14 protein-coding genes are annotated in these 17552 nt (G+C 73.0%); 11 read left to right on the forward strand and 3 right to left on the reverse strand.

The features are described 5' to 3' along the window. Nucleotides 1-76 precede the first annotated feature (76 nt). Both ACIHEJ_RS17510 and ACIHEJ_RS17515 read left to right on the forward strand, forming a co-directional pair. Nucleotides 77-2305 carry a CDP-glycerol glycerophosphotransferase family protein gene (locus tag ACIHEJ_RS17510; protein WP_400136009.1) on the forward strand — a complete coding sequence of 743 codons (2229 nt, stop codon included), beginning with the start codon at nt 77-79 and terminating at the stop codon, nt 2303-2305. A gap of 130 nt (nt 2306-2435) precedes the next feature. Further along, complete coding sequence (locus ACIHEJ_RS17515; protein WP_400136010.1) at nt 2436-3035, forward strand: CDP-glycerol glycerophosphotransferase family protein; 600 nt, start codon at nt 2436-2438, stop codon at nt 3033-3035. A gap of 68 nt (nt 3036-3103) precedes the next feature. Here the strand turns inward: ACIHEJ_RS17515 and ACIHEJ_RS17520 are convergent, their stop codons facing one another. Next, entirely contained in the window at nt 3104-3517 is a 414-nt protein-coding gene (locus ACIHEJ_RS17520) for an organic hydroperoxide resistance protein (protein ID WP_400136013.1), read from the reverse strand. 94 nt (nt 3518-3611) lie between these two features. Between ACIHEJ_RS17520 and ACIHEJ_RS17525 the strand changes: the two genes are divergently transcribed. Continuing rightward, nucleotides 3612-4130 (forward strand): MarR family winged helix-turn-helix transcriptional regulator, encoded by a 519-nt coding sequence (locus tag ACIHEJ_RS17525; RefSeq protein WP_400136016.1) that lies wholly within the window; start codon nt 3612-3614, stop codon nt 4128-4130. On the opposite strand, the gene ACIHEJ_RS17530 is transcribed toward ACIHEJ_RS17525, so the two are convergent. Then, nucleotides 4051-5589, reverse strand: a complete 1539-nt coding sequence (locus tag ACIHEJ_RS17530) for a glycosyltransferase family 39 protein (protein WP_400136018.1) — start codon at nt 5587-5589, stop codon at nt 4051-4053. The two genes, ACIHEJ_RS17525 and ACIHEJ_RS17530, sit on opposite strands and share 80 nt — an antisense overlap. 220 nt (nt 5590-5809) lie before the next feature. On the opposite strand from ACIHEJ_RS17530, the gene ACIHEJ_RS17535 reads away from it, so the two are divergent. The 4 genes from ACIHEJ_RS17535 to ACIHEJ_RS17550 are packed head-to-tail and all read left to right on the forward strand — an operon-like array spanning nt 5810 to nt 10746. Then, nucleotides 5810-7081: a glycosyltransferase 87 family protein gene (locus ACIHEJ_RS17535; RefSeq protein ID WP_400136021.1), complete on the forward strand. Its 1272-nt coding sequence runs from the start codon at nt 5810-5812 to the stop codon at nt 7079-7081. 44 nt (nt 7082-7125) lie between these two features. Then, complete coding sequence (locus tag ACIHEJ_RS17540) at nt 7126-8754, forward strand: glycosyltransferase (RefSeq protein ID WP_400136147.1); 1629 nt, start codon at nt 7126-7128, stop codon at nt 8752-8754. Between the two features lie 42 nt (nt 8755-8796). Continuing rightward, a complete protein-coding gene (gene galE / locus ACIHEJ_RS17545; protein ID WP_400136024.1) occupies nt 8797-9777 on the forward strand; it encodes a UDP-glucose 4-epimerase GalE in 981 nt (326 codons plus the stop codon). A 9-nt stretch (nt 9778-9786) separates the two neighbouring features. Next, nucleotides 9787-10746 carry an ADP-ribosylglycohydrolase family protein gene (locus tag ACIHEJ_RS17550; RefSeq protein WP_400136026.1) on the forward strand — a complete coding sequence of 320 codons (960 nt, stop codon included), beginning with the start codon at nt 9787-9789 and terminating at the stop codon, nt 10744-10746. Here ACIHEJ_RS17550 and ACIHEJ_RS17555 read toward each other — a convergent pair. Then, nucleotides 10733-11359, reverse strand: coding sequence for a TetR/AcrR family transcriptional regulator (locus tag ACIHEJ_RS17555; protein ID WP_400136029.1), 627 nt, complete (start codon nt 11357-11359; stop codon nt 10733-10735). The two genes, ACIHEJ_RS17550 and ACIHEJ_RS17555, sit on opposite strands and share 14 nt — an antisense overlap. Before the next feature lie 189 nt (nt 11360-11548). Here ACIHEJ_RS17555 and ACIHEJ_RS17560 point away from each other — a divergent pair, with 189 nt between their 5' ends. The 4 genes from ACIHEJ_RS17560 (at nt 11549) to ACIHEJ_RS17575 (ending at nt 17365) form a co-directional block, all read left to right on the forward strand. Next, nucleotides 11549-12463: an ABC transporter permease gene (locus ACIHEJ_RS17560; RefSeq protein WP_400136032.1), complete on the forward strand. Its 915-nt coding sequence runs from the start codon at nt 11549-11551 to the stop codon at nt 12461-12463. Continuing rightward, nucleotides 12456-13286 (forward strand): ABC transporter ATP-binding protein, encoded by an 831-nt coding sequence (locus ACIHEJ_RS17565; RefSeq protein WP_400136035.1) that lies wholly within the window; start codon nt 12456-12458, stop codon nt 13284-13286. The genes ACIHEJ_RS17560 and ACIHEJ_RS17565 overlap by 8 nt, the downstream gene beginning before the upstream one ends. A 213-nt stretch (nt 13287-13499) precedes the next feature. Then, a complete protein-coding gene (locus tag ACIHEJ_RS17570; protein WP_400136037.1) occupies nt 13500-15704 on the forward strand; it encodes a CDP-glycerol glycerophosphotransferase family protein in 2205 nt (734 codons plus the stop codon). After that, nucleotides 15701-17365 carry a glycosyltransferase family 2 protein gene (locus ACIHEJ_RS17575; RefSeq protein WP_400136040.1) on the forward strand — a complete coding sequence of 555 codons (1665 nt, stop codon included), beginning with the start codon at nt 15701-15703 and terminating at the stop codon, nt 17363-17365. Before ACIHEJ_RS17570 ends, ACIHEJ_RS17575 begins: the two co-directional genes overlap by 4 nt. The last annotated feature ends 187 nt before the right edge of the window (nt 17366-17552 follow it).

Raw genomic sequence — 17552 nt, forward strand, 5'->3', positions numbered from 1 at the left:
TACGGGGCCGTAACCAATTCACTCCATCGGCCGTTCCCGGGCAGAAGGCCCGCGCCGACCGACCCATGGATGTCCCTTGCCCAGGTTCAGCGTCATCGTCCCCGCGTACAAGGTCCAGGCGTACCTCTCCGAGTGCCTGGACTCGGTGCTCTCGCAGTCGTATCCCGATCTCGAACTGATCGCCGTGGACGACTGCTCCCCGGACGCCTGCGGCGCGATCATCGACGAGTACGCGGCCCGGGACACCCGGGTGCGGGCCGTACACCTGGCGGAGAACCAGGGGCTGGGCCGGGCCCGGAACGCGGGGATGGCCGAGGCGACCGGGGACTACCTGGTGTTCCTGGACAGCGACGACACCCTCACCCCGGACGCGCTGCTGGCGGTCGCCGACCGGATCAAGGAGACCGGCGAGCCGGACGTCCTGGTCCTCGACTACGCGCGCACGTACTGGGACGGCCGCACGGTCCGCAACCAGCTCTCCGGTCAGCTCACCCACCAGGGCCCCGCCCCGTTCCGGCTGTCGGACCGGCCGGGGCTGCTCAGGGTGCTGATGGTGGCCTGGAACAAGGTGTGCCGGCGGGAGTTCGTCGCAGCGCACGGCTTCACCTTCCCGCCGGGCTACTACGAGGACACCCCCTGGACCTTCCCGGTGCTGATGGCGGCGGAGTCGATCGCCACCCTGGACCGGGTGTGCGTGCACTACCGGCAGCGCCGGCAGGGCAGCATCCTCGGCACCACGAGCCGCAAGCACTTCGACCTGTTCGAGCAGTACGACCGGGTGTTCGCGTACGTCGAGGAGCGCCCCGAACTCGCGGTGTGGCGGCCTGAGTTGTTCCGGCGGATGATCGACCACTACGCGACGGTGTTCACCCGGCGGGGCCGGCTGCCGCGCGGCAGTCACGGCGAGTTCCTGCGCCGGGCCCGCGCCCACTACCGCCGCCACCGGGTGCCCGGAGCGCGCCTCCCGCTGCGGCACGCGCTGGTCCGCTACGGCCTGCACCGCACGTTCCGGGCGCTCCAGCTGGCCTCGGCCGTCCGCCGGCGCGCCGGGAAGTCCGCGGTGAAGCTGGCCCGCGCCGCGCGCTGCGGGGTGCTCCAGCTGCACTACCGGATCCAGCTGCGACTGCCGTTGCGCTCCGACCGGGCCGTGTTCGCCGCCTCCTCGGGGCGCTCGGACCCGGGGGCGCTGGAGGAGGCGTTCCGTACGCACGCCCCGCACATCCGCACCGCGTGGATCGCCCGACCCGAACAGGAGCCCGCGCTCCCGCCGGGCCCGCGCCGGCTCCGCCCCGGCACGGCCGCGTACTGGACGGCGCTGGCCCGCTCCCGGTACCTGGTCACGAACACGCAGCTCGAGCGGCGGATGCGCAAGCGGCGCGGGCAGGTGCTCGTGCAGACCCAGCAGGGCACGCCCCTGAAGCACATGGGCCTCGATCTGCGGGAGCACCCGGCGGCGGCCGGGGACACGGACTTCGGGGAGCTGCTGCGGGACGTCGACCGGTGGGACCACGTCCTGTCCGGCAACCGGCACGCGACCGTGACCTGGGAGCGGGTCTTCCCGGGCGGCTACACCACCCTGGAGTACGGCGCCCCGCGCAACGACGTCCTGCTGCGGGCGACCTCCGTGGACGTGTCCCGGCTGCGCGAGTCGCTGGGCATCCCCGAGGGCGCGGTCGCGATCCTGTACGCGCCCACCTACCGCGACCACCGGCGCACCCAGCTCCCGCTGCTGGACCTGGAGCGGATCGCGCGCCGCCTCGGCCCGCGCTTCGTGATCCTGGCCCGCCCCCATCCCGTGCACGGCGGACCGCTCGGCGAGGGCACCCGGATCATCGACGTCGGCGGGCATCCGAGTGTGGAGTCCCTCTGTCTGGCCTCGGACGTGCTGGTCACCGACTATGCGTCGCTCATGTTCGACTACGCCGTTCTGGACCGGCCGATCGTGGTGCACACCGAGGACTGGGAGGCGTACGACGCGGCCCGCGGCACCTACTTCGACCTGCGCGCCTTCCCGCCGGGCGCGGTGGCGCGCAGCGAGGACGAGCTGATCGACATCTTCGCGACCGGCCACTGGCGCGGCTCGCGCTCGGCCCAGCTGCGGGCGGCGTTCCGGGAGCGGTTCTGCCCGTGGGACGACGGACGCGCCGCCGAACGGGTCGTACGGCACGTGGTGCTGGGCGAGACGGAGCTGCCGCCGGTGGTTCCGCTCGCGGACCGCAAGCCGGTGCCGTCGGCCTGTGCGCGTTCACCGCTGGCCACCGTGCCGCAGCCTTCCGGTCGGCTCCCCGTCACCGAGAGCCACTGAACACCGTTGGTCCTACCGGGAGTTCCCATGCCCCTCGGTTCGACGCGGCCCACCCCGAGCCGGCCGTCCACCTGGCGTCCTGCGGGGCGGCCCGGCCGCGTCCGCAAGACAACAGAAAGCGGACACGGTGGTGCTGTACACGCCGACCCGCCGGGACTACCGCAGGGGCGGACACGTGGACCGGCTCGACCTGGCGCGGTTCGCGGCGGACCTGGGCGCGGGACACACCCTCGTGGTCCGGCTGCATCCGTCCCTGGCGGACGGCCCCGCGCGGGGCTTGGGCCTCGCCGAGCTGGCCCGGCGCGGGATCGTGGTCGACGCGACCGGCGAGCCGCGCGTCGAGGACGCCCTGCTCGCGGCGGACGTGCTGGTCACGGACTACTCGGCCGGGATGTTCGACTACGCCAACGTGGACCGGCCGATCGTGGTGTTCGCCGACGACTGGCCCGCGTACACCGCGAGCCGGGGCACGTACGTCGACATCACCGCCGAACCGCCCGGCCATGTCGCGCGCTCCTACCGGGAGCTGGCCCGGCTGTTCACGTCGGGCTCGTGGCGGGACGAGGAGTCGGCGCGGCTGCGGGCGGGCTTCCGGGCCCGGTTCTGCGAGTACGACGACGGGCGTGCCGCCGAGCGGGTGGTACGGACCCTGCTGCTGGGCGCGCCGATGACCGGGCCCGGCGCGGTGCGGTGCGGATCCCGGGGCAGGCCGTCGGGCACGACGCGCTGAGGTCGGCGTGGAGGGGGTGACCGGGGTGCCGGCCGCCGCTCAGGGCCGGCACCCCGGTGTTCGTGGGCCTACTCGATGACGAGGTCGACCTCGATGTTGCCGCGGGTGGCGTTGGAGTAGGGGCAGACCTGGTGGGCGGTCTCGACCAGCTTGCGGCCGGTCTCCTGGTCCACGGTGTCGGGCAGCTCCACGCGGAGGATCACCTTCAGCCCGAAGCCCTCGCCCTGCTTGCCGATGCCGACCTCGGCGGTCACCGCCGCCTCGCTGACGTCGACCTTCGCCTGCCGGCCGACGAGGCCGAGGGCGCTGCCGAAGCAGGCGGCGTAACCGGCGGCGAAGAGCTGCTCCGGGTTGGTGCCCTCGCCGTTGCCGCCCAGCTCCACCGGCGGGGCCAGCTTGAGGTCGATCTTGCCGTCGGAGGAGACGGCACGGCCTTCACGGCCGTGGGTGGCGGTGGCGACAGCGGTGTACAGCGCGTCCATGAGAACCATCCCTGGTGAAATCGGGTCCGGCGGCCCCTGTCCTGACCGCCTCACGACCACAAGTAGAGCACACAATTCAGTTGTGCACAACTAAATGGCTCGTAAGAGCTACCCTGGAGGCATGACCGACACGGAGTGGCTGCGCCTGGACCGCCAGATCTGTTTCTCGCTGCAGGCGGCGTCCCGCGCCTTCAACGGGGTGTACCGGGTGGTCCTCAAGGACCTCGGGCTCACCTACCCCCAGTACCTGGTGATGCTGGTGCTGTGGGAGCAGGGCGATCTGCCCGTCAAGAAGCTCGGCGAGCAGCTGAGGCTCGACTCCGGCACGCTGTCGCCGCTGGTCAAGCGGTTGGAGGGGGCCGGTCTCGTGCGGCGCGAGCGCAGCGTCGAGGACGAGCGGTCGGTGTGGGTGCGGCTCACCGAGGAGGGCACGGCCCTGCGCGAGCGGGCCCTGGAGGTACCGCGCCGGATCGGCCGGGCGACCGGGTTCGACCTGGCGGAGATCGCCGAGCTGCGCGATCGGCTCGACCGGCTCACGACCGCGCTGGACGCGGCGGCGCTGTCGGAGGCGGAGTACGCGGACCAGTCCGGCCGTCCGGCGCACTCCGACTGATCCGGCGCACGTAGAGCCGTACGACCGTGCCGTCCCGGACGAACTGGGCGCGCGGCACGAAGTCCTGGGCCAGCACGGCGAGTTCGGCCCGCTCGGTGGGGCTGCGCGGCGCCCACCGGCCGGCGAACAGATTGCGGTCCCCCACGACCCACACCCGCGTCAACCGCCCCACCCTCCGCCGCACCTCCCCGGGCCCGGCCTCGATCCCGTACAGGGTCCCCGACTCGGCCGCCCCCGCCCCGAGGGCCACGTCCCGCGTCTTCCGGAAGGCCCCGGGATAGCCGAGAGCCACGTTGCGCGCACTGACGGGCAGGTACAGCACCGCGTCCCCGGCTTCCGTCTCCCGCGCGACCACGCGGGACACGGCCCCGAGATCATCGGCGCGGCTCGCGGGGGTCCGGTCGGCGCGCAGGAGGGGGAGCTGGTGGAGGAAGGCCAGGGTGACGGCCAGAACACCGACGAGGGTGACGAGAGCGGACCGCGACGGAGGGTGCGATCCCCGCCGGCGGGCGGCCCACAGCAGTCCCACCGCCCCCGCCACCCACTCGGCCCCCGCCGCCACCACCAAGGGCGCCCCGCTCAGCGCGTACAGCACATACCTGTCGACGTAGAGCGGCGACACCTGGGACACCAGCATCAGCACCCCCGGCGGCACCAGGGCCAACGACACCCCCACTCCCGCGCAGGTGAGTTCCCCCCGCCGTCCCGCCACCCCCACGACCGCCACCCCCACCAGCACCAGGCAGACCGGGAACACCACCTCGCCCGGCCCCACGAACGCCCGCAGCAACCCCTCCGCCACACCCGCCGTGGGCCGCCGCAGCCAGGCCACCTGAGCCGCCTGCGACCGCGAGACCCACACCATCGGCAGCAGTGACACCACCACCGCCCCGGCCGCGCACCCCCACCCCCGCCACACCCGCGCCCCCGCGCGGGCCAGCGCCAGCGACACCGCGTGGGCGAGCAGCAGCAGGACCGCGAACTCGTGCAGCCAGCACGTCAGGCCGAGGACGGCGCCGTACGCCGGCCAGGAACCGCCCTGCACGGCCCGCACGAACAGCAGCGTCGCCAACGTGGCCCCGGCGGCCACCAGGGCGTACGAGCGGCCCTCCTGCGCGTAGTGACCGGCCATCGGCGAGACGGCGTACAGCAGCCCAGCCCACAGCCCCACCCGCGGCCGGACCAGCCGGGCGCCGAGCGCGGCCACCAGCCCCGCCGTGACGGCCGCCGCGCACACCGACGGCAGCCGCAGCACGACCTCGTCGGCACGGACCGCGAGGACGGCGTGCATGAGGAGGTAGTACAGGCCGTGCACCGCGTCCACACCGTGCAGCAGCCGCCAGATCTGCGGCACCGTACGGCGCGCGACCTGGAGGCTGACGGCCTCGTCCCGCCACATCCCGCCGCGGTCGAGCCCCCAGAGCCCGACGGCGAGCATGACCAGCGCCGGCACGCCCACGACGGCTCCGCGAGCGACCCGCGCCCGGAGTCCACGCGGCGCGCGCCCCGCCGTACCGGTCGCCGCGCGGACCGGCGTCGCACCCGCCCCGCGCGGCTGCGGTCCCACAGGAAGCCCGACGTTCACCACGGCCCGATCTTTTGCGATTAACCAATCTTTTTCCGGTATTGACGGCGTATCAGCGCAGATACACCATGCATACCGCTTAGGCTCCCATGTGATGAACCGTCTCCGTGTCACCCCCGGCCCGGTCCTCGCGCTCACCGCCCTCTGGGCCGCCACGCGCGGCCTGATGCTGTGGGTGCTGGTCCACGACGGCGCCCCGCTGCTGGGCCGGGGTTCGGTGGCCCGGGAGGTGCGGCGGCTGTACTTCCACTGGTACGGAGTTCTCGCGCACGGCGCCTTCCCGGCGCACGACACGCTGTGGCAGTACCCGCCGGGCGCGGGCGCGGTACTGCTCGCTCCGGGCCTGCTGCCGTGGTTGACGTACTTTCAGGCGTTCGTGGTACTGACCCTGGCCGCGGACGCGCTGGTGGCCGCGGTGCTGGTCCGCACGGGCAGGCGCCCCGGGCGCAGCCTGCTCGGCGCGGCGGTGTGGACGGGCGGGCTACCGCTGCTGCTGCATCTGCCGCTCGCCCGGTACGACGTCGAGGTCACCGCCCTGGCCGTGCTCTCCCTGCTGGCGTTGCCGCGCTCCCCGCGCGCGTGCGGCGTGTTCGGGGCGCTGGGGGCGCTGGTGAAGGTGTGGCCGGCGCTGGTGCTGCTGGGCACGCCCCGGGAGCGGGTGACGCGTACGGCGTGGGGGTGGGCGGGGGCCGCCGGGGGCGCGTTGCTGGGCCTGCTCGCCGTGTTGTTCGACAACCCGCTCTCCTTCCTGCGGCAGCAGGGCGGTCGCGGGGTGCAGATCGAGTCGCTGGGCGGCACGGCGCTCGATCTCGCGCGGCACGCCGGCTGGTCCGGCCGGACCCGCTACCAGTACGGCGCCGTCGAGCTGGTCGGCCCGCACGTGCGCGCCGTCGCCGCCACCTCCCTCGTGCTGACGGCCGTCGCCCTCGGACTGCTGGTGCTGTGGCGGACGCGGGCGCGGCGGTGGACCGAGGCCACACCGTACGACGCGGCGCTGAGCGCGGTGCTGCTGTTCACGGTCACCAGCCGGGTGATCAGCCCGCAGTACATGATCTGGCTGGTGGGCCTGGCGGCCGTGTGCCTGACCTCGCGGCACACCAGCCAGCGTCCGGTGGCCGTGCTGATCCTGACGGCGGCCGCGCTGAGCACGGTGGTGTTCCCGATGTTCTACCGCGAGGTCGTCGCCGGCTCCTGGGCCGGCTGTCTGCTGCTGCTCGCCCGGAACGGGGCGCTGACGGCCGCCGCCGTGCTGTCCTTCGTCCGGCTGTGGCGGGACGCGCGGCCTCCGTTTGGAAAGAGCGGGCAAACAACGGAACCCCGACCCGATTCCGACCGTCTTCCGGAACGAGCTCTAAGCATCTCTTAACAGGGTATTACTGAACATTTCTACGCTCCCGGCCTGTGGACGTCATGCACCGAGATCTGCCAGACCCGCACGACCCCGCCGAGCCCGCGTGCGCGGCGCAGGTCGCTGTGGTCGTCATCGGCTACGACGACCGCGCCCACGTGGGCGACGCGGTGCGCTCGGCCCTCGCCCAGGGGGACGCGGTGGCCGAGGTCGTCGCCGTGGACGACTGCTCCACGGACGGCAGCGCCGAGCTGCTGGAGCGGCTGGCCGCCGACGAGCCCCGGCTGCGAGTGGTGCGCCGGGCCACGAACAGCGGCGGCTGCGGCAGCCCGCGCAACACCGGGATCGACGCGGTGACGGCGCCTTACGTGATGTTCCTGGACAGCGACGACGTGCTGCCGCCCGGCGCGGTGGACGCGCTGCTGACGGCGGCGGCGCAGGCGCGGGCGGAGGTGGCGAGCGGCCTGTGCGTGCGCCGGGAGCTGCCCGCCGGGCGCGACCAGCCCTGGCAGGCGTCCCTCTACACGGCGCACACCGTCCTCACACACCCCTCCCAGCGCCCCCGCCTGGTCCACGACACCCTGTGCGTCAACAAGCTGTACCGCACCGACTTCCTGCGCGAGCACGGCATCCGCTTCCCCGAGGGCCGCTTCCTCTACGAGGACATCGTCTTCACCGCGCGCGTGCTGGCCGCGAGCCCGCGGATCGCGCTCGTCCCGGACAGGGTCTACGTCTGGCACGTGCGCCGGTCGGCCGAGCAGCTGTCACTGTCGCTGGACCGGGAGCGCATCGGCAACTGGAAGGCGCGGGTCGAGGCCTGCGCGCTGGCGTACGACATCCTGCTCGGCGGCGGGCAGAAGGAGCTGGCGCGGGCGGCGCGGGCCAAGTTCCTCGACCACGAGGTGCGCATGTACGCGCGCGAGCTCGGGTTGCGTGACGTGGAGTACCGGCGCGCGTGGTGGGCGCGGACCCAGGAGTACCTCGCGCGCTACGACGCCGCCGACTGGGAGCTGAACCCGGCCGCGCCCGGCCGGCTGCTCGGGCGGGTCGTGCTGGAGTCGCCCGAGCCCCGTGACCTGCCCCGGCTGCGCGAGCTCGCCGCCCGGCCGGCGCGGCTGCTGCCGCCGTACGCCCGCACGCCCGACGGCGTCCCCGTCTGGTCCACGGACCTGCCCCGGGTCACGCTGATCCCGCTGCTCACCCACCCCGTACCGCTGCTGCCGCTCGCGGTGGACGCGGAACTGTCCCCGCGCGCGCGTGCCGCACGGCTGCACCTCAGGCTGCACGAGCTCTACGGCAGGGTGGCCGAGGCGGGTCCGTGCGAGGTGGACGTCGCGTGGCACGCCCGCGACGACGACCGCACGGCGTGGCGCGCGACGACCGCCCTCACCCCGTCCGGCCCGGACACCTGGTCGGCCGAGCTGCCCGTCGACCTGGCGGCGCTCGGATCGGGCACCTGGGACCTGCGCCTGACCGTGCGCTTCTCGGACGGCGCACAGCGCGATGTCACGGCGCACGCTCTGACGGGCGCCGGCCGACTGCGCCGACGCGCCGTGCCGAGCGCCCGGTACGGCGTGCTCCTGGTGCAGCCGTACGCCACGCATTCCGGCACGCTGGCGCTGCGCGTGGCGACGGGGGTGCGCGGGGTCTGGCAGGTGGCCCGCGGCAGGCTCCGCCGCCTGCTTCACTGAGACCGACCGGCCGCGACAGGCCACAGGATGAGGGGACGGCCCATGACCTGGCTGATCACCGGCGGCGCCGGCTACATCGGGGCGCACGTCGTACGCGCGATGACCGAGGCGGGCGAGCGCACGGTCGTCTACGACGACCTGTCCACGGGCGTCGCCGAGCGCGTGCCGGCGGAGGTCCCGCTGGTGCGCGGCTCCGTCCTGGACGCGGACCGGGTGGCCCGCGTCCTCGCCGAGCACGCCGTCACCGGGGTCGTGCATCTGGCTGCGAAGAAGCAGGTGGGCGAGTCGGTGGACCGCCCGCTGCACTACTACCGGGAGAACGTGGAGGGCCTGCGCGTCCTCCTGGAGGCCGTGACGGCGGCGCGGATCCCGTCCTTCCTCCTCTCCTCCTCGGCGGCGGTCTACGGCATGCCGGACGTGGATCTGGTCACGGAGGAGACCCCCTGCCGCCCCCTGTCCCCCTACGGCGAGACGAAGCTGGCCGGCGAATGGCTGGTGCGGGCCACCGGCCGCGCGACCGGTCTCGCGACCGCCTCCCTGCGCTACTTCAACGTGGCGGGCGCCGCCACCCCCGAACTCGCCGACACCGGCGTGTTCAACCTGATCCCGATGGTCTTCGAGAAGCTCACCGAGGGCGCGCCGCCGCGCGTCTTCGGCGACGACTACCCCACCCCCGACGGCACCTGTGTCCGCGACTACATCCACGTGGTCGACCTGGCCGAGGCGCATGTGACGGTGGCCCGCGCCCTGCGCTCCTCCCCCGGCGCCGACCTCACCTTCAACATCGGCCGCGGCGAGGGCGTGTCCGTCCGCGAGATGATCGACCGCATCAACGCGGTCACCGGTTACGACCGTCCCCCGACCGTCACCCCGCGCCGCCCCGGGGACCCCGCGCGCGTGGTGGCCTCCGCCGACCGCATCGGCACGGAACTGGGCTGGCAGGCCAAGTACGACGTGCAGGACATGATCACCTCGGCGTGGGAGGGCTGGGTCCGGCTCCACCCGGAGGCGGCGCGGTCGTAGGCTGTGCGGGTGACCGGCCCGGCCGATGCCCTGCTCGTGGAACGCGCCGTGGGCGCCGTGGTCGGATCGGCCGTCGGCGACGCCCTGGGCGCGCCGTTCGAGTTCGGCCCCGAGGGCGCCTTCTCCGCTCGCTTCCCGCGCCCCGGACACGGCGGCGAGATGTGCGGCGGCGGGGGCTGGGACCCGGGCGAGGCGACCGACGACACGCAGCTGGCGGTGCTCACCGGGGAGTCACTGCTGGAGCGCGGCGGCCTGGACCTGCCGGACGTCTTCCGCCGCTTCCGGCGCTGGGCGGCGTCCGACCCCAAGGACGTCGGCCTCCAGACGGAAGCGGTCCTGACCGGCGGCGACCCGTGGGACACCGCGGCGGCCCGGCACTTCGAGACGAACCAGCGGGCGGCCGGAAACGGCGCCCTGATGCGGGCAGCACCCTCGGCGGTGCACTTCGCCCGCTCCGGCCGCGAGGCCACCCTGGACGCCGCCCGCCGCCTCTCCGCGCTCACCCACGGCGACCCCGCGGCCTGGGAGGGCACGGCGGTTGTGCACGAGCTGATCCGTCTCGCCCTGTTCGGAGAGGACCCGCTCACGGCCGTGCCGGAGACCCTGGCCGCCCTCCGCCCCGGCCACCGCGACCGGTACGCCGTCGTCCTCGCCCCGGACTGGCACCCCGACCTGGCCACGGAGTTCAACGGCGCGGTGTGGCCCTGTCTCGGCTCGGCGGTGTGGGCTCTGCGGACCACGGCGTCGTACGAGGAGGCGGTGCGCGCGGCGATAGACCTGGGCGGCGACACGGACACGGTGGCGGCGGTCACCGGGGCGCTGGCGGGCGCGGTGTACGGGGCCGGCGCGATCCCGCGACGCTGGCTGGAGCCCCTGCACGTGCCGCTGCCGGGGTTCGGCGGGCGGGTGCTGCGGGCGCCGGAGCTGAGGGCCCTGGCGGAGCGGCTGTCCGGCCTCACAACGCCTTGAGCGCCCCCGCCGTGGCCCGGGCCAGCTTCTCCAGGTACCCCTTCGGCAGCTTCGGGGAGCGGATCACCACCGCCCTCCAGTACAGCGGCCCGGAGATCAGGTCCAGCGCCAGGTCGGCGTCCACACCGGCCCGCACCTCCCCCCTCTCCTCCGCGGCCGCCACGATCTTGCTGGCCACACCCTCCTGACCGTCCCGCAGCGCCTTCTGGAAGGCCTCCGCGAGGTCGGGGTTGCGGGCCGCCTCCGCCTGGAGGTCGGGGATGATCTGCGAGGCGACCGGGTGGCGCAGCGCACGGGAGGTGACCTCGTACAGCAGGCGCAGGTCGCCCTCCAGAGAGCCCGTGTCCGGGACGGGGAATCCCAGCACCGCCATCGCGGAGACCACGTCCAGCACCAGGTGCAGCTTGGAACGCCAGCGCCGGTACACCGCCGTCTTGCCGACCCCCGCCCGCCGCGCGATCCCCTCGATGGACATGCGCGCGTACCCGACCGCCGCCAGCTCCTCGAAGACGGCCGCCCGGATGGCCTCGGTCACGTCCTCCCGGAGCACGGCGGCCCCGGCGGGGGACCGGCGGCGCGGACGCTTCGGGGCCTCGTCGGCGTTCGTCGTCATGTCGCACAGCATAGGGCGTTACGACGAAACGGTTGCGTTCCGACGTCGGTTGGTTCTACGCTCACGTTGCGACGATACGGTCCCGTCCCGACGTAAGAGAACGTGAAGAGAAACGTAAGGAAACGCCGGACGGCGACACAGACCGGCGCAGCCGGACGCACCCCCCTCCCCCGAGCGAAAGCAGCGGATGTGAGCCAGGTCCTCCACACACCGCCCCCGACCCAGGCGCCCGCCGACGATGACCTCACGGCACTCGCCGCCCGGCACGGCCTCACGGTCAGCGGCGCCCGCCCCTCCCTGCCGGAGTACGTCCGCCAGCTGTGGGCCCGGCGCCACTTCATCACCGCCTTCGCCACCGCCAAGCTCACCGCGCAGTACAGCCAGGCGAAGCTCGGCCAGATCTGGCAGGTCATGAACCCGCTGCTGAACGCGGCGGTCTACTACTTCATCTTCGGCGTGCTGCTCGGCACCAGCAAGGGCGTGCCGGACTACATCCCGTTCCTGGTGACGGGCGTGTTCATCTGGACGTTCACGCAGAGCTCGATCATGGCGGGCACCCGCGCGATCTCCGGCAACCTCGGCCTGGTCCGCGCCCTGCACTTCCCGCGCGCCTCCCTGCCGATCTCCTTCTGCCTCCAGCAGCTCCAGCAGCTGCTGTTCTCGATGACCGCGCTCGTCGTGATCATCCTGTCCTTCGGCATCCCGATCACCCCGCGCTGGCTGCTCGCGATCCCCGCGCTGGTCCTGCAGTCCGTCTTCAACGCGGGCGTTTCGATGATCATGGCCCGGTGGGGCGCCAAGACCCCGGACATCGCCCAGCTGATGCCGTTCGTGCTGCGCACCTGGATGTACGTGTCCGGCGTGATGTGGAGCATCAGCAAGCTCACCAAGAAGGACCACCTGCCGCACATCGTCACGGTGCTGCTGGAGACCAACCCGGCCGCGGTCTACATCGACCTCATGCGGTACGCGCTGATCCACAGCTTCCACGGCTCGCAGCTGCCCCCGCACGTGTGGGTGGCGGCCACCGGCTGGGCCCTGGCCGCGGGCATCGGCGGCTTCATCTACTTCTGGAAGGCTGAGGAGACGTACGGCCGTGGCTGAGCACACCGAAGCGAAGATCCCCACCGTCATCGCCGACAGCGTCGACATCGTCTACCGCGTCAACGGCACCGGCGCGGGCCGCGGCACCGCCACCGCCGCCCTCAACCGCATCATGCGCCGCAAGCAGACCGAGAAGGCGGCGGGCGTGCGCCGGGTCCACGCGGTGAAGAAGGTGTCGTTCGTCACCTACAAGGGCGAGGCCGTCGGCCTGATCGGCACCAACGGATCCGGCAAGTCCACCCTGCTCAAGGCGGTCGCCGGGCTGCTCCCGGTGGAGAACGGCCACATCTACACCGACGGCCAGCCCTCCCTGCTGGGCGTCAACGCGGCCCTGATGAACGACCTCACCGGCGAACGCAACGTCCATCTCGGCGGGCTCGCCATGGGCATGTCCCGGGAGCAGGTCAAGGAGCGGTATCAGGACATCGTCGAGTTCTCCGGGATCAACGAGAAGGGCGACTTCATCACCCTTCCGATGCGCACCTACTCCTCCGGCATGGCGGCCCGGCTCCGGTTCTCCATCGCCGCCGCCAAGGACCACGACGTCCTGCTGATCGACGAGGCCCTGGCCACCGGTGACCGCAAGTTCCAGGTGCGCTCCGAGCAGCGGATCCGCGAGCTGCGCGAGCGCGCGGGCACGGTGTTCCTGGTCAGCCACAACAACAAGTCGATCCGCGACACCTGCGAGCGGGTCCTGTGGCTGGAGCGCGGCGAGCTGCGCATGGACGGGCCGACGGAGGAGGTCATGAAGGAGTACGAGGCCTTCACCGGCGACAAGAGCGACAAGACGGCGAAGAAGCCGGCCGCCAAGAAGGCGGCGTGACCGGTCCGGCGGCCTGAAGGGAAAGACGGCGCAAAAGGCAGCGTGACCAAGAAGGCGGCGTGAAAGTTACCGGAACAGAAACCCGGGGACGCGGAACGCCGTCTTCCTGCCTGAGCCGGCTCTCACCCTCGCCACGGTTATCCCTTTCATCCGCTTAGTGACAGTATGTTATGAAGGGTCGACCGAGCCACCGTACCGAAGGAGTCCACTGCGATGCCCCAACTCAGCGTCATCGTCTACGGACCGAACGCACAGGGGCACCTGACAGAACTGTTGGACTCCTTGGAGGCCCGCCCCCTGCCGGACGCCGAGGTGATCGTCGCCGCGGTCGGCGACTGGGCCCGGGAGACGGCCGAGGGCCATGCCCCCGAGACGGTCGTCGTCCCGCTGCCCGAGGGCACCGGTGACGCGGCGGCCCGGGCCGCCGGTGCCGCCCGCGCGTCCGGCCGCTGGCTGCACTTCGTGCACGCCAAGGACGGCCTGCCGGCCGGCGCGTCCCGCCTGGTCGCCGAGCGGACCGCCGAACTGGACGCCACCGGCACCCCGGTCGACGTACTGCTGTTCGACCACGTCACCACCACGTGGCAGACCGCCGCCACCCCCTCCCGAGACGGCCGCTTCCTCGCCGCCGTCGGCCGCGACAGCCTCCCCCTCGACGAGGCCGCCGACCTGCTGCGTCTCACCCCGCTGCTCGGCAACCGCGCCCTGCGCGCCGCGTACTGGCGGGCGCACGAGCCGCAGTTCACCACCGACGACGAGCGGCGCGCCGCACACACGGCCCTGCTGCACGCCGGCCGGGTCGCCTGCCTGAACCAGGCGGCGTACGACAACCGTGAACTGCGCCCCGAGAGCCTGCCGCCGCTCGCCCCCGAGGACCGGTTCGCCCTCATCGAGCGCTACGAGTCGCTGCTGCCGCTCACCCGAGACCGCCGCGCCGCCCGCGCGGTGCTGTACGACCTGATGATGCGCGACCTGGTGCGCACCTTCGCCGGTGAGAACCTGCCCGACGCGGTGGCCCGCGAGTTCTTCCGCCGCGCCTCCCTCGCGGCCGTCCGCTGGCGCCCCGAGAACCACGAACGCCCGGCAGGCGTCGAGGGCGTGCGGCACGCGCTGCTGGAGGAGGGCGCGTACACCAAGTACCGCGCGTTCCAGGCCGCCAACCGCGCCCGCCGCGCCGCCAAGAAGACCGTACGGACCCGTAAGCGCCAGGTCGGCGCCAAGCTCCGCGACCAGCAGTACCGCCGTGCCCTGAACCGCCCGGTCGACCCCGACCTGGCCGTGTTCGCGGCCTACTGGGAGCGCGGTGTGTCCTGCAACCCGGCCGCGATCGCCGCGAAGCTCGCCGAACTCGCCCCGCACATCCGCCGGGTGTGGGTGGTGTCGAAGGAGAACGCGGCCCTGCTGCCGCCCGGCACGGACCACGTGGTCCCCGGCACCCGTCGCTACTGGGAGACCCTGGCCACCGCCAAGTACCTGGTCAACAACGTCAACTTCCCTAACGCGGTGGTCAAGCGGCCCGACGCGGTCCATCTGCAGACCCATCACGGCACCCCGCTCAAGCGCATGGGCCTGGACCAGATGGAGCACCCGGCCGCCGCCAAGGGCCTGGACTTCGCCGCCCTGTTGGGCCGCATCGACAAGTGGGACTACAGCGTCAGCGCCAACAGCCACTCGACCCGCATGTGGGAGCGCGCCTACCCGGCCCGCTACACCTCCCTGGACCACGGCTACCCGCGCAACGACGTCTTCTACACCGCCACGGCCGCCGACGTCCGCGCCGCCCGCGCGCGCCTCGGCATCGCCCCGGGCAGGAGGGCTGTCCTGTACGCCCCCACCCACCGCGACTACGAGGCGGGCTTCACCCCGCGCCTCGACCTGGCCGCCTTCGCCGACCGCCTCGGCGAGGACACGGTCCTCCTCGTCCGCGCCCACTACTTCTACGGCGGCGCGGCCTCGCCGCTGACCGGTCTGCGCCGCTCCGGCCGGATCATCGACGTCTCCTCCTACGACCCCGTGGAGGAGCTGTGCCTGGCCGCCGACGCGCTGGTCACGGACTACTCGTCGATCATGTTCGACTACGCCAACCTGGACCGCCCGATCGTCGTCTACGCCGACGACTGGGAGACGTACCGGACCACCCGGGGCGTCTACTTCGACCTGATGGCGGAACACCCCGGCCGGGTCGCGCGCACCCAGGAGGAGCTGGCAGAGATCTTCGCCTCCGGCGCCTGGCGCGACGAGAGCGCGGTGAAGGCCCGGGCCGCGTTCCGCCGCCGGTTCTGCGAGTACGACGACGGACGCGCCGCCGAGCGGGTCGTACGACGGGTGTTCCTGGGCGAGCCGGAGGAGTCTCTGCCCCCGGTGATCCCGCTCGAGGAACGCACCCCCGCCCCGACCCCCGAGGAGGCCTCGGCATGACCACCCCCGACGTGACGGTGACGGTCATCGTCTTCAACGACGCCGCCCGCCTCCCCCGGGCGGTCGCGTCCCTGCGCGCGCAGACGCACGCGAACATCGAGATCATCATCAGCGACGACCACTCCACGGACGAGACGCCCACGGTGGCGCGCCGGTTGGAGGCGCAGGACGACCGGATCCGCTACCTCCGCCTGCCGGAGAACAGCGGCGGCTGCAGCGCCCCGCGCAACCGGGCCATCGAGATCGCCCGGGCGCCGTACCTGATGTTCCTCGACAGCGACGACGAACTCCCGCCCCGCGCGGTCGAGTCGCTGCTCGCCGCCCACCGGGAGCGCGCGGTGGACTTCACCATGGGCGCGGTACGGCGGGTCCGTGTGGACAACGGCCACCGTACGACGTGGATGCCGCACCTGGTCACGGAGCGCCGCACGGTGGAAGGCATCGAGGCGGACCCGCGTCTGCTCTTCGAGCACCTGTCCACGAGCAAGATGTACGCCCGCTCCTTCCTGGACCGCCACGACCTCCGCTTCCCCGAGGGCATCCACTACGAGGACCAGTTGTTCTCGGCACGGGCGTACTGCCTGGCGAAGGCGTTCACGATCGTCCCGGAGCCGGTGTACACCTGGTACATCGACCCGTTCGCCGCGGCGGACTCGGCGTCCATCTCCAACCAGCGGCACAAGGTCACGAACGTCCGCGACCGGGTCCATGTCCAGCGCCTGATCGACGACTTCCTGGTGGAGAGCGGGCACGCGGGGCTGCGGGAGGACAAGGACTTCAAGTTCCTCAAGCACGACTTCCGCATGTACGCGGGCGACCTGCCGTACCGGGACACCGAGTGGCTGGAGTCCTTCGCCGAGATCATGAACCCGTACCTGGAGACCCTGTCCCCCGGTGCGTACGCCCGGCTGCCGCGTGCGGAGCGGGTGGTGCTGGAGCTGCTGCGGGCGGGCCGCCTGGCCGACACCCGGCTGGCGGCGCGCGGACTGGGGCAGGGGGTGGCACCCCGCGAGGTCACGACCGACGAGGCGGGGGTGCCGTACTGGGGCGACAGCGTCCCCGACTCCGAGCGGGGACGCCGCGAACTGGACCTGTCCGACCTGGAGCTGGACACGCGCCCGTTCCCGACCGCCCAGTTCCGCCACGAGATCACCGAGCTGACCCGCGGGAGCGGGGCCTGTGTGACCCTGGCGATCCGCACGTACGACCCCGGTCTGCGCCTTCCGGTCGGCCCTCAGCGCGCCGGCCTGCTGCTGGCCCCCGGCGGCCGCCGGATGACGGTCCCCTTCCGCCTGGACCCGGTCCGCCCCGGAGTCTTCGAGGGCACCGTCCGCCTGGATCTCGCCGCCGCCTCGATCCCCCTCCAGGGCTTCCAGGGGATCCGTCACCCCCTGGTCCGCCTGAACCAGCAGGGCCTGTCGAACTCCGGCCTGCTGCTGGCCCCCCTCGACTTCCCCAGGGCCACGGCCCGCATCGACTACCACTCCGGCGCGACCCCGCACGAGGTCACCATCGAGCCGGAGAACCGCAACCCCGGCCGCCTCCAGATCCGCTGGCGCCCGGTGGGCGTGACGGCACGGGTGATCCGCCCGGCGATCAAGAAGATCGCCCGCCCCCGGGTCCGCAGGGCGGCGAAGCTGGCGGCGAGTCTGCTGAGGTGAGGGGGCGCGCCCGGGCGTCGTCGAGCCGCAGGTGAGGGGGCGTACGCGGGTCCGCTGCGGCGGGTCGTACGGTGCCCCGCGCGGGCAGTCGTGCCGCTGGGGCGGCACGGGTGGGCGCTGGGGGTGCCCCCTCCGGGAGAGGCACCCTGTCGGCGCGGGTGGGCGACCCCCGCCGCGGCCCCCGGCA

Origin of the sequence: Streptomyces sp. NPDC052301 (assembly GCF_044593395.1) — a bacterium.
In the GTDB taxonomy this organism is placed as follows: domain Bacteria; phylum Actinomycetota; class Actinomycetes; order Streptomycetales; family Streptomycetaceae; genus Streptomyces.